This window comes from Aeromonas sp. S13(2024) (genome assembly GCF_041402405.1).
GTDB lineage: Bacteria > Pseudomonadota > Gammaproteobacteria > Enterobacterales > Aeromonadaceae > Aeromonas > Aeromonas veronii.
Map to the genome: position 1 here is coordinate 22,136 of NZ_JBGLRA010000021.1, position 12,624 is coordinate 34,759.

The 12,624-nt window shown below is 59.3% G+C and carries 10 protein-coding genes; 6 read left to right on the forward strand and 4 right to left on the reverse strand.

Features of this window, described 5'->3' with window-relative positions; genetic code table 11:
- Positions 1 to 33 precede the first annotated feature (33 nt).
- Positions 34 to 1,107, reverse strand: a complete 1,074-nt coding sequence (gene nadA, locus ACB042_RS19150) for a quinolinate synthase NadA (RefSeq protein WP_005362945.1) — start codon at positions 1,105 to 1,107, stop codon at positions 34 to 36.
- 140 nt (positions 1,108 to 1,247) lie between these two features.
- Here nadA and ACB042_RS19155 point away from each other — a divergent pair, with 140 nt between their 5' ends.
- Positions 1,248 to 3,353, forward strand: a complete 2,106-nt coding sequence (locus tag ACB042_RS19155) for a methyl-accepting chemotaxis protein (protein ID WP_371178937.1) — start codon at positions 1,248 to 1,250, stop codon at positions 3,351 to 3,353.
- A gap of 69 nt (positions 3,354 to 3,422) precedes the next feature.
- Here the strand turns inward: ACB042_RS19155 and ACB042_RS19160 are convergent, their stop codons facing one another.
- Positions 3,423 to 3,878 (reverse strand): NfeD family protein, encoded by a 456-nt coding sequence (locus ACB042_RS19160; RefSeq protein ID WP_005335704.1) that lies wholly within the window; start codon positions 3,876 to 3,878, stop codon positions 3,423 to 3,425.
- Entirely contained in the window at positions 3,875 to 4,798 is a 924-nt protein-coding gene (locus ACB042_RS19165) for an SPFH domain-containing protein (RefSeq protein WP_005335703.1), read from the reverse strand. Before ACB042_RS19165 ends, ACB042_RS19160 begins: the two co-directional genes overlap by 4 nt.
- A 197-nt stretch (positions 4,799 to 4,995) precedes the next feature.
- Between ACB042_RS19165 and cysG the strand changes: the two genes are divergently transcribed.
- From cysG to cysC, 5 genes are all read left to right on the forward strand, one after another.
- Positions 4,996 to 6,441 (forward strand): siroheme synthase CysG, encoded by a 1,446-nt coding sequence (cysG, locus tag ACB042_RS19170; RefSeq protein ID WP_371178938.1) that lies wholly within the window; start codon positions 4,996 to 4,998, stop codon positions 6,439 to 6,441.
- A 96-nt stretch (positions 6,442 to 6,537) separates the two neighbouring features.
- A complete protein-coding gene (gene cysD, locus ACB042_RS19175) occupies positions 6,538 to 7,506 on the forward strand; it encodes a sulfate adenylyltransferase subunit CysD (protein WP_371178939.1) in 969 nt (322 codons plus the stop codon).
- Positions 7,507 to 7,518: 12 nt separating this feature from the next.
- Positions 7,519 to 8,946, forward strand: a complete 1,428-nt coding sequence (gene cysN / locus ACB042_RS19180) for a sulfate adenylyltransferase subunit CysN (RefSeq protein ID WP_139410352.1) — start codon at positions 7,519 to 7,521, stop codon at positions 8,944 to 8,946.
- 4 nt (positions 8,947 to 8,950) lie between these two features.
- Positions 8,951 to 10,675 carry an SLC13 family permease gene (locus ACB042_RS19185; protein WP_005354701.1) on the forward strand — a complete coding sequence of 575 codons (1,725 nt, stop codon included), beginning with the start codon at positions 8,951 to 8,953 and terminating at the stop codon, positions 10,673 to 10,675.
- Positions 10,676 to 10,813: 138 nt separating this feature from the next.
- On the forward strand, positions 10,814 to 11,404 hold the full coding sequence (cysC, locus tag ACB042_RS19190) for an adenylyl-sulfate kinase (protein ID WP_331377778.1): 591 nt from the start codon (positions 10,814 to 10,816) through the stop codon (positions 11,402 to 11,404).
- A gap of 242 nt (positions 11,405 to 11,646) precedes the next feature.
- Here cysC and ACB042_RS19195 read toward each other — a convergent pair whose 3' ends face one another.
- Entirely contained in the window at positions 11,647 to 12,570 is a 924-nt protein-coding gene (locus ACB042_RS19195; protein WP_270905617.1) for a hypothetical protein, read from the reverse strand.
- Positions 12,571 to 12,624 lie beyond the last annotated feature (54 nt).

Below are 12,624 nucleotides of genomic sequence, written 5' to 3' on the forward strand. Positions count from 1 at the left end.
GGGAGCCCTCTTTGCATCTCGTGACGGCGGCAATCAGGCGTTGCCCTGGGTCTTGAGCTTGAGTTCGGCGGCGAAATTGAGCATCCGGTCTAGGGGGATCAAGGCTTTGACCCGCAGATCTTCATCGACATGGATCTCGTGGCGCTCGGCACCGTCGGTGAGCGCCTCCTTGATCGCCACCAGACCGTTCATCGCCATCCAGGGGCAGTGGGCGCAACTGCGGCAGGTAGCGCCATCGCCACCGGTCGGTGCTTCCACCATCTCTTTCTCCGGACAGGCCTGCTGCATCTTGTAGAAGATGCCCCGATCGGTCGCCACGATCAGCTTCTGCTGGGGCAGCTCTTTGGCCGCCTTGATCAGCTGGCTGGTGGAGCCCACCGCATCGGCCAGCTCGATCACCGAGGCGGGGGATTCCGGATGAACCAGCACGGCGGCGTCCGGATTCTGCTCTTTCAGCTCGCGCAGGGCACGGGCCTTGAACTCGTCGTGGACGATGCAGTGGCCCTGCCAGCGCAGCATCTGCGCCCCGGTCTTCTTCTCGATATAGGCACCCAGATGGCGATCCGGGCCCCAGATGATTTTGTGACCCAGACTGTCGAGGTGTTCGACGATCTCGAGCGCGATGCTGGAGGTCACCACCCAGTCAGCCCGCGCTTTGACCGCAGCCGAGGTATTGGCGTAGACCACCACGGTATGGTCGGGATTGGCATCGCAGAAGGCGGAGAACTGCTCGATGGGACAGCCCAGATCGAGGGAGCATTCGGCCTCCAGCGTCGGCATCAGCACCCGCTTGTGGGGGCTCAGGATCTTGGAGGTTTCCCCCATGAAGCGCACTCCAGCGACGATCAGAGTTTGCGCCTCGTGATCGCGGCCAAAGCGGGCCATCTCCAGCGAGTCACCGACGAAACCGCCGGTGGCTTCGGCCAGCGCCTGGATCTCGGGATCCGTGTAGTAGTGGGCAACCAGTACCGCCTTGCGCTCCTTGAGCAGCGCCTTGATTTCTGTGGTCAAGGTCATTCTCTGCTCGGCACTCAGGGGAAGAGGTTTGGCCGGAAAGGGGTAGTCCATTGCGACTACCGGCGGGACACTGCTCAGTGCATTGCTCATTGCGACTGTTCCATCAACGCTCGGGAAGGCAAAAATTATAACCAGAAGCCTGCCACAAACCCATCAACAAATCGGGTGAAGCGCAAGTGGGCGAATATACTCAAGTAATTCGTTGTTATTCTGCCATAAGGAGTTGTCGCATGAAGCAACGTTCCCTCAAGTTCAAGCTGCTGTGCCTTACCATGGGGCTGTTTCTGCTGACCGGGCTGGCCATGACCCTGTTGCAATCGGCCTCTTTCAGCTCCCTTCGCAACATGGTGATGACCCAGACCAGCGATGCACTGGAAGAGGAGGTCTCCCGCAGCTTGCAGTATCAGGCGGAGCGCTATGCCATCCAGATTGCCTCGCTGATGCAGAACTCCTATCAGATCCCCCTGACCGTGACCGCCCAGATTGAAGCCGGGATGGCCAAGCCGGAACTGCGCTTGTCGCGGCCCCAAGTGGAGTCTTTGCTCGGCAGCAGCCTGCAGCAGGCGAGCGGGATCAGCTCCATCTACGCCCAGTTTGAACCGGATGGCTATGATGGCGAGGATGGCAACTGGCTGGACGGGGCCAGCCACTCGGTGGCAGGAAAGGGGAGTCTGGAGGTCTATTTCACCAAGGAGCAGGGAGGGGCCGTCGCTCAGCAAGCGGTGGACGCTGCTGCCAGCGAGGCCAAGTTTGATACCTCCCTCAACGAGTTCGGCATTCGCAACAGCGAGTGGTATCTCTGTGGCCGCGATACCCGCCAGCCCTGCCTGATGGAGCCCTACCTCTACGAAATCAGCCCGGGCAACAAGATGCTGATGACCAGTCTGACAGTGCCCGTGCTGCGTGACGGCAAGTTTGTCGGGCTGGCCGGGGTGGATATGAACCTGCCCATCTTCCAGCAACTGGCTGAAAACCTTGGCAAGAGCCTCTATGACAACAAGGCGGATGTGACCCTGGTCAGCAAGATAGGGCTGATTGTGGGCAGCAACCGCTATGCCGACAAGCTGGGCCGTCCACTCAAGGAGGTAGGCCTGACCCTGCCTGACGGTCAGCCGGTCAGCAGCGACAGTGACTTCATTCTTCATCAGCCCATCCGGGTCGAGGCTGCCAATACCCAGTGGTGGTTGATGATCAAGGTGCCCAAGGCGCTGGCGCTGAGCAAGGCGCACGCCATCAGCAATGAACTGGGCACCTTGCTGGTGGATGCCCAGCGGCAGCAGATCATCGCCATGGGCGGGATCACTTTGCTGGTGCTGGGCTTGCTGGTCTGGTTCATTCAGACCATCACAGCGCCGCTTTCCCTTATCAGCCGCCATGTGGGCCATCTCTCCAGCAACGAGGGGGACCTGACCCAGCAGATGGAGATCGACACCCATCAGGAGCTGATCGATCTGGGTTCCCAGCTCAATGCCTTCCTCGGCAAGCTGCGGGGCATGGTGCAAATGAGCAAGGGGATCGGTCAGCAGGTCTACCAGCAGGCGCGGGAGATGAAACATACCGCCGACACCATGCGCAACAGTCTGGACGAGCAGAATCTGGAGCTGGAGAGCGTAGTGAGCGCTATGCATCAGATGAGCACCACGGCAGTCAGTGTGGCAGGTTATGCCGAACAAGCGGCGCAGGAGTCGGAAGCGGCGACCCACCATATCAATACCGCCCAGCAGACCCTCAGCAATGCCCGCAACGAGATCCATACTCTGGTCGGAGATATGCATGAGGCGGATAAAGCGGTGGCGCTGGTGGCCCAGCGCAGCACCAATATCAGCCGGATCCTCGATGTGATCCGCGCCATTGCCGAGCAGACCAACCTGCTGGCCCTCAATGCCGCCATCGAGGCGGCGCGGGCAGGGGACATGGGCCGCGGCTTTGCGGTGGTAGCAGACGAGGTGCGGGCGCTGGCGACCAAGACCCGTGAATCGACCGACGAGATCGGCCAGCTTATCGGTAGCCTGCAGACCGAAGTAAGCAGCAGCCAGCGTCTGATGAATACCGGCATCGAGCGCTCCACTACCACGGTGCAGGGCACCGAGCAGGCGTTCGAGGCGCTCAATCGGGTGGTGGCCCAGATCCAGCAGATCCACGACCACATCAGTCAGGTAGCCACCGCCGCCGAGCAGCAGAGTGCGGTGAGCGATACCATCAACCAGAACCTGATGCGGATCGGTGATACCGCCAACGTGATCGGGCAGGAGGCCAGCTCCAGCCATCAGCTGAGCGAAGCGCTGGAGCAAGCGGCCACGGCGCTGGCCAGTCAGCTCGATCGGTTGCGTACCTGAGTGGCCGCCAGAGAGACAAAAGCCCGCGAGCGATCGCGGGCTTTTTTATGACTCGACGGCAGAGTTGCGTCAGTTGCGGGGTTCAACCAGCAGGATGTGGGAGTCGGCCCCGACCACCCTGACCTTGCTGCCCGCAGGCAGCGACTCGTCGCAGCGCACCGTCCAGACCGTGTCGTCCAGATGCACCCGACTGGTGCCCTGAGTCACATCATCCAGCAGGGTCAGCTCGCGGCCCATATAGCTCTGCATCCGCTCGTTGATGGTGCTGGCGGCATCCTGACCCGAGTTATCGCGCTGGTGCTGCCAGCGCCACCAGGCCCAGGTGGTGAGCAGGGATTGCACCGCAAACAGCAGCAACTGCGCCTGCCAGCCAAATGGCCAGATCAGCAGCAGCAGGCCCACTTCCAGCGCGGCGATGCCGGTCCAGAGCAAAAAGCCCACCGAGCCGAGCACCTCGATGGCCAGCAGAATGAAGCCGAGCCCCAGCCAGTGCCAGTGGGTCAACCCCTCTAACAGGGCTGTCATGACTTGCTGCCCTTGCCATCTTTATTGAACAGCTCGGCCATACCAGCCACCGAGCCAATCAGGCTGCCCGCTTCCAGCGGCATCATGATGATCTTGCTGTTGGGGCCTTCACCGATGCGGGCCAGTGCCTCGGTGTACTTCTGAGCTACGAAGTAGTTGATGGCCTGCAGGTCTCCTTCCGCAATTGCCTGGGAGACCATATGAGTCGCCTTGGCTTCTGCCTCGGCAGCCCGCTCCCGCGCTTCGGCGGCGAGGAAGGCGGCCTGACGCTCACCCTCGGCCTTGAGGATCTGGGACTGTTTCTCCCCTTCCGCTTTCAGGATCTTGGACTGGCGCACCCCTTCGGCCTCCAGCACCTCGGCCCGTTTCTGACGCTCAGCCTTCATCTGGGCGTTCATCGCCTCGACCAGTGCCAGCGGCGGGCGCACATCTTTAATCTCGATGCGGGTCACCTTGATGCCCCAGGGGGCGGTGGCGGCATCCATGGTGCGCAGCAGCTTCTCGTTGATGGTGTCGCGCTGGGAGAGCATCTCGTCCAGCTCCATGGCGCCGAGCACGGTGCGCATATTGGTCATGGTGAGATTGCGGATGGCGCTGGTGAGATCGTTGACCTCATAACCCGCTTTGCGGGCATCCACCACCTGCACGAAGCTGATGGCGTCGATGGTGACGTTGGCGTTGTCGCGGGAGATCACCTCTTGTGCCGGGATGTCCAGCACCTGCTCCATCATGATGATCTTGTGGCCGACCCGATCCACGTAGGGGATCAACAGGTTGAGGCCCGGGGTCAGAGTGCGGGTGTAGCGGCCGAAGCGCTCCACCGTCCAGTTGTAGCCCTGGGGCACGATCTTGATGCCCGCGCTCAGGGTGGCGAGCACCAGGAACACGAAAATCCCTAGCACAATCAATGATTCATTCATCATTTAGCTCCTTATGAAACACAGTCCCTAGCCTATGGTCTGGCGTCAGGTACCACAAGTGACTTTGTACGCCTTTGTCATGAATTGGGTTTGCTAATTACCAAAACGCATTAAAAAGCATTTTTTATTATTTTGAGGGATAAGCTGCCCTGCCTATAGTCGCCCCATATTAGTCGTGTTCCGAGGGATGGGCCGAAATGGATTATTTACCTATGTTTGCCAAGTTGGAAGGCCGCCCGGTACTGCTGGTGGGCGGGGGCGAGGTTGCCCTGCGCAAGGCGCGCCTGCTGCTGGCAGCCGGTGCCCGGCTGACCCTGGTCTCCCCGGAGCTTGAACCGGAATTTGCGGAATTCACCGGTCGTTTCACCCATCTGGCGGAGCGCTTCACCCCGGCCCATCTGGCTGGTCAGATTTTGGTGGTGGCGGCGACCGACAACCTCGAAGTCAACGCACTGGTTTATCAAAGTGCCAATCAGCTGGGTCTGTTCGTCAATGTGGTGGATGACCCCAAACGCTCCAGCTTTATCTTCCCCTCGATCATCGATCGCTCGCCGCTGATGGTGGCGGTCTCCAGCGGCGGCAAGGCGCCGGTGCTAGTGCGCCTCTTGCGCGAGCGGCTGGAGAGCCTGCTACCGCGCCATCTCGGCGGGCTGACCGAGCTCTCCGGTCGGGTCCGTGACAAGGCCAAGCGGGTGCTCTCCTCTATTTCCGATCGCCGCCGCTTCTGGGAGCGGGCCTTTGCCTCCAACACCCTCGCCAGCCTGATTGAGAAAGAGGATTGGCAAGGTGCCGAGCAGTGGCTGAGCGATGGCCTCGACCAGGCGAAAAGCGAAGTGGGCGAGGTGGTGCTGGTCGGTGCGGGTCCCGGTGATCCGGGCCTGCTGACCCTCAAGGCGTTGCAACAGATTCAACAGGCTGAAGTGGTGCTTTACGACCAGCTGGTCTCCGCCGAGGTCCTCGATCTGGTGCGCCGCGATGCCACTCTGGTGTCGGTCGGCAAGAAGGCGGGTGCCCACAGCGTACCGCAGGAGGAGACCAATCGCCTGCTGGTTGAGTACGCCAAGGCGGGCAACCGGGTAGTGCGGCTGAAAGGGGGCGATCCCTTTATGTTTGGCCGTGGCGGCGAGGAGCTGGAAGTGCTGGCCGATGAAGGTATCCCCTTCTCGGTGGTGCCCGGCATCACGGCTGCTGCCGGCGCCACCGCCTATGCAGGTATTCCGCTGACTCACCGTGATTATGCCCAGAGCGCCGTCTTTATTACCGGCCATTGCCAGAAGGAGGGCAAGGAGCCCGACTGGCAGCAGCTCGCCGCCACCAGTCAGACCCTGGTCATCTACATGGGGCTGATGCGCTCCGAGCATATCCAGCAGCAGTTGGTGGATCACGGCCGAAGCCAAGCCACCCCCATCGCCATCATCGAGCGCGGCACCACATCCCGTCAGCGGGTGCTGACCGGCACGCTGGCCGACTTGGCCGAGCTGGCCAAACAGGCGGTGAGCCCGTCGCTTATCGTCATCGGCGAAGTGGTTGCCCTGCGCGAGCGGCTCGCCTGGTTTGGAGAAAAGAGCGGAGAAAAAAGCGGCCAGCAGCACGCCAACCCGGATCTCGATGGCTGCGACCTCAAGCTGGTGCAGCTGGCCTGACCCGGAAAGAGATATTTGATGCGGTTGCCAGCGCGGCCGCGCACTGAACCACCCAGCGCCTTGAGCAGGCGCATAAGCAATGACCCGAGGACCAACATGGACCGTGAAAGATTGACCCACTTGCAGCAGCCGAACGCGGAGAGCAGTCATGCAGGTGTCTCTCGTGAAAGATTGACACATCTGCAGCAGCTGGAAGCCGAGAGCATCCATATCATCCGCGAGGTGGCTGCCGAATTTGAAAACCCGGTGATGATGTACTCCATCGGCAAGGACTCCTCCGTCATGCTGCATCTGGCCCGCAAGGCCTTCTATCCGGGCAAGATCCCGTTCCCCTTGCTCCACGTCGACACCGACTGGAAGTTCAAGGAGATGATCAAGTTCCGCGACGAGACTGCCAAAAAGTACGGGCTGGATCTGATCGTCCACAAGAACCCGGAAGGGCTCGCCATGGGCATCAACCCCTTCGTCCACGGCAGTGGCAAGCATACCGACATCATGAAGACCGAGGGGCTCAAGCAGGCGCTCAACAAATATGGCTTCGATGCCGCCTTCGGCGGTGCCCGCCGCGACGAGGAGAAGTCTCGCGCCAAGGAGCGGGTCTACTCCTTCCGTGACAAGTCCCACCGCTGGGATCCGAAGAACCAGCGCCCGGAGCTGTGGCGGGTCTACAACAGCCAGGTCAACAAGGGGGAGAGCATCCGGGTGTTCCCGCTCTCCAACTGGACCGAGCTGGATATCTGGCAATACATCTATCTGGAAAAGATCGACATAGTGCCGCTCTACTTCGCCGCTTACCGTCCGGTGGTGGAGCGGGGTGGCATCAAGATCATGGTGGATGACGATCGTATGCCCATCGGCCCGGAAGACGAAGTGAAGCAGGAGCTGGTGCGCTTCCGCACCCTCGGCTGCTACCCGCTGACCGGGGCCATCGAATCCGATGCCACCACCTTGCCGGAAATTATTGAAGAGATGCTGCTCACCACTTCGAGCGAGCGGCAAGGGCGGCTGATTGACCACGATCAGGCCGGCTCCATGGAGCAGAAGAAGCGTCAGGGATATTTCTAAGGAGTCGTCAGCATGAACAGCCATATTCAGACCGCCATCACCGAACAGGGCATCGAAGCCTATCTGCACGCCCAGCAGCACAAGAGTCTGCTGCGTTTTCTCACCTGCGGCAGCGTGGATGACGGCAAGAGCACCCTTATCGGTCGCCTGCTGCACGACTCCCAGCAGATTTATGAAGATCAGCTCAAAGCGCTGGAGTCCGACAGCCAGAAGCTCGGCACCACCGGCGAGAAGCTGGACTTGGCGCTGCTGGTCGACGGCCTGCAAGCGGAGCGCGAGCAGGGTATCACCATCGACGTGGCCTACCGCTATTTCTCCACCGCCAAGCGCAAATTTATCATCTCGGATACCCCGGGCCACGAGCAGTACACCCGCAACATGGCCACCGGCGCCTCCACCTGCGATCTGGCCATCATTCTGATAGATGCCCGCAAAGGCGTGCTGGATCAGACCCGCCGCCACAGCTTTATCGCGAGCCTGCTCGGCATCAAGCAGTTCGTGGTGGCGGTCAACAAGATGGATCTGGTGGAGTTCAGTCAGGAGGTGTTCGAGCGTATCAGTGCCGATTACCGCGAGTTCGCCAAGAAGCTCAGCGTAGACACCATCCATATCGTGCCGGTCTCGGCGCTGGACGGTGACAACGTGGTGAACCAGAGCGACAAGCTGGCTTGGTACGAAGGCGAAACCCTGCTCTCCCTGCTGGAGTCTGCGGAAGTTGAGCGCGAGCTGGAGCGCCACCCGGTGCGCCTGCCGGTGCAGTATGTGAACCGCCCCAACCTCGATTTTCGCGGCTTCGCGGGGACCTTGGCCTCCGGCATCCTGCGGGTGGGCGACAAGCTGGCGGTACTGCCATCGGGCAAGGAGAGCACAGTCACCCGCATCGTCACCTTCGACGGCGATCTGGAGTACGCCCTGCCGGGTCAGGCCATCACGGTCACCTTCGCCGACGAGATCGACATCAGCCGCGGCGACCTGCTGGTGGATGCCGCCAAGCAGCCGCAAGTGACCCAGAATGTGCTGGCCCATATCGTCTGGATGGGGGAGGAGTCCCTGCAACCGGGCCGGGTCTACGACGTCAAGCTGGCCACCAAGAAGAGTCGCGGTCAGGTGGAGGCCATTCGCCACCGCATCGAGATCAACAAGCTCGACGAGCTGCCCGCCAGCGAACTCAAGCTCAACGAGATCGGCCTGTGCGAGCTGAGCCTCACCGACCCGGTGGCGTTCGACCCGTATCAGGAGATCCGCGATACCGGCAGCTTTATCCTGATCGACCGGCTGACCAACGTCACCGTCGGCGCCGGCATGATAGTGGAAGGCTTGGCCGCCAAAGCGGTAAAAGGGCACTACAGCGAGTTTGAGATCGAGCTCAACGCCCTGGTGCGCAAGCACTTCCCGCACTGGCAAGCCCTTGCCATCGGTAACGACACAAGCAAGGAGTAAGCCCATGACCTGGCAACAATTCCTGGTGCTGGGTCTGCTGGCTGCTCTCGTGGCCCTGCTGATCCAGGGCAAACTCCGCCCGGCGCTGCTCTTCTCGGGCGCCGTGCTCATCACCTACCTGAGCGGGCTGGCGGATATCAACGCCGTGGTGGCGGGCTACACCAACAGTGCCCTGCTGACGCTGGTGCTGTTGCTGCTGGTGTCGCTGGCGGTGGAGAAGACCCGCATCATGAGCTGGTTCGCCAATCTGGTGGGCACGGGTTCATTCAACAAGGTGCTGGTGAAGGTGTGGTTCTCCACCGCCTTCCTGTCTGCCTTCGTCAACAACACCGCCGTGGTGGCCTCCATGCTGGGCGCGGTCAAACGCAACCCCAACCATGCGCCGTCACGGCTGCTGCTGCCCATGTGCTTCGCGGCCACCTTTGGCGGGGTGCTGACCCTGATCGGCACCTCCACCAATCTCATCGTCAACAGCTTCCTCATCAAGATGGGGGCGCCGCCGCTCGGCATGTTCGACTTCTTTATGGTGGGAGCGGGCACCCTGCTGACCGGTCTGGTGGCCGTGCTGCTGTTTGCCCGTCACCTGCCGGAGCAGGATACCGAGATGAGCCGCGAATCCGGCTACTTTCTCGAGGCCAAGGTGGGCGCCGGTTCACCGCTGGCGGGGCGCAGCGTCAAGGAGAACGGCCTGCGCAGCCTGAAAAGCCTCTATCTGGCGGAAATCATTCGCGGTGAGCAGGTGATCTGCCCGGTGCAGCCGGAACACGAGCTGCACGAAGGGGACGTGCTGCTGTTTTGCGGCGATGTGGAGAGCGTCGGCGTGTTGCAGGAGATGAAGGGGCTGGATCTCTACGGCCAGCACCGCCTCAACGGCCAGCATCTGGTGGAGGTGATCGTCAGCCACAGCTCGCGGCTGGTGGGTCAGACCATCAAGGATGCCGAATTTCGCACCCACTTCGATGCGGTGGTGCTGGCGGTGCGCCGCGGCGAAACCCAGCTTACCGGTGGCCTCGGCCAGATTGAACTGCACGCCGGTGATACCCTGCTGCTGGCCCCCGGCCCCCAGTTTGCCCGCAACAAATCGCTGGGACGGGAGTTTGTGGTGGTGAGCGGGCTGGAAGCCTCCACCCGTCTCGATGGCAAGCGTAGCGCCGCCGTGGTGCTGGGCTTTCTCGGGGTGTTGGCGCTCTCGGTATTCGATCTGGTGCCGCTGTTCAAGGGCTTGCTGCTGATGCTGGTGGCGCTGCTGCTCACCCGCATTCTGACCCTGGACGAGATCCGCCGCCGCTTCCCGCTGGATATCTGGCTGGTGGTGGGCGGGGCGCTGGCCATCGCCGATCAGCTGGAAAAAAGCGGACTGGCCAAGCTTATCGCCGACTGGCTGATGGGGGAGTTCAACGGTGCCAGCCCCATCATCGCCTTTATCGGTATTTATGTGTTTACGCTGGTGTTGACCGAGCTGATGAGCAACAACGCCGCCGCCGCGCTGGCCTTCCCCATGGGTTACCAGCTGGCGCTCAGCATGGATGTCTCGACCATGCCGTTTATTCTGGCGGTGCTGTTCGGGGCGAGCTCCAGCTTTATCCTGCCCTACGGCTACCAGACCAACCTGATGGTCTATGCCGCGGGCAACTACAAGATGCCGGACTACCTCAAGCTGGCCCTGCCGGTCTCGCTGGCCTATAGCCTCGGGGTGATTGTGATGGTGCCCCTGCTGTTTCCGTTTTAAGGCATAAGTGCCAATCAAGGCGTGTTGGGTGAGCAATGCCATGGCACCAGCACGTTGGCGGCGGATAGTCCGAGGCGGCTCCCCGTGGTGCCGGACAGTTTAAGTTTTGAGGCGTGAGCGCCAATCAAGGAGTGTGGGATGAGCAATATCGTGTGGCACAAGCATGCCGTGGACAAACAGAGCCGGGCCGAGCTTAAAGGGCAAAAACCGCTGGTGATCTGGTTTACCGGGCTCTCGGGGGCGGGCAAATCGACCCTGGCGGGGGCGCTGGAGCAGGCGCTGGCGGCACAAGGCAAGCACACCTATCTGCTGGATGGGGACAATGTGCGCCACGGCCTGTGCGGCGATCTCGGCTTCGACGACGCCGCCCGTCAGGAGAATATCCGCCGGGTCGGCGAGGTGGCAAAGCTGATGGTGGATGCGGGTCTTATCGTGCTCACCGCCTTTATCTCGCCATTTCGTGCCGAACGGGCGCTGGTGCGCAGCCTCTTGGGTGAGGGGGAGTTTGTCGAAGTCTTTGTCGATGCGCCACTCGCCATCTGTGAAGAGCGCGATCCCAAGGGGCTCTATAAAAAGGCGCGGGCAGGGGAAATTACGAATTTTACCGGTATCGACTCCGCCTACGAGGCACCGGAGCAGCCGGAAATTCATCTGCTGAATGCTGGTAAATCGGTGGAGGCGCTGGTGGGGGAGTTGTTGACTGCCCTGCGCCAGGGGAATTACCTGTAGTTGGATCGGAAGAACCTATAACAAGCGCCCGGCGGCCGGTCAGTTGGCCACCACAGGCGCTTATGGGCTGGCGACCACCACTATAAGCAAAAGTTGGGTCATTGTCGGAAAACCCATAAATCCAGCTAATAGCGGCACCGATGAGCCTTGAGCTGTTCCAAGGCACCCCGCAAGGGGATCTTCCGATCCTTGCATATATCGCAGCGGGGTTATTCGCGATTGTCCGAATACGCTGCGTTATTCTAACCCTCGGGCTTATATTTGACTACTTCAGATGTTGATGGGAACAATGAACCGCTTATTTCCATGGTGCCAACAAAATTTCCAGAGCCTGTATCTATTACTATATGAGCGGCTTCGCCATTTTTGCCGTCGTAAAAGCCTCCAGCAACCAATTCTTTCCCATCATATGATATCTCACCGATATTAAGGTCTCTATATTTTGAACGATAGCCAAAGACAGCGATTAACTCTTGAGGGTGTATAGTCCGACCAGCGGTATCTTTGAATGCAACTTTATTATCAAGATTGAATCCAACTTTTAACCAAGGATTATTACTATTCTCTTCATTTTCTTTTAGTTCTTTAAATGCAAGTTCACTAACATTGCTTAATTTAAAGAGCATTCCTGCATATTCAGCAACAGGGATCCAATCATCCTCAAGTCTTACTAATACAGATGTACTCATTTGGAAGTTTGGATCTGTTTTATTAGTGTCTGCATTTAGTGAGATAGAGCGTAGGAAATATGTCCGACCATACATTGAGAGCCCTTTTAGTCGCTCGTATATAGACGTCCATTGTTCTTTTCTTGCTGCGTCAAAAGTTAATAGTTTTATGTTGTTCTTGGCTGCATATTTTTTTGCAGTACCAGTGAAGCCATTTTTCGATACAACTATTGTTTGTTGAATTCCTATTTTTCGATGTTTTTCCTTAAGCCCCTCAATGATTTTTATGTCTGCTGGACGAACTATTTCAGTGCATTCAATCCCGATCTTTATTGGGCAATTTAGGTATTCAACTTCAACAAGAATATCGACTTCTCTATTCGTTTCTGCTTCTAAATCATACAGCATAGCTGATTCAGTAATTTTTGCCCCAGAGGGGGAAAGATGCATGTTTATTATTTTCACAAGCTTCTGAAAATCATTTGTTCGTTTAGGCATAAAACACCAATATATACTCACAGGGTATACGATAATTTATTTTTAGGCTAATGC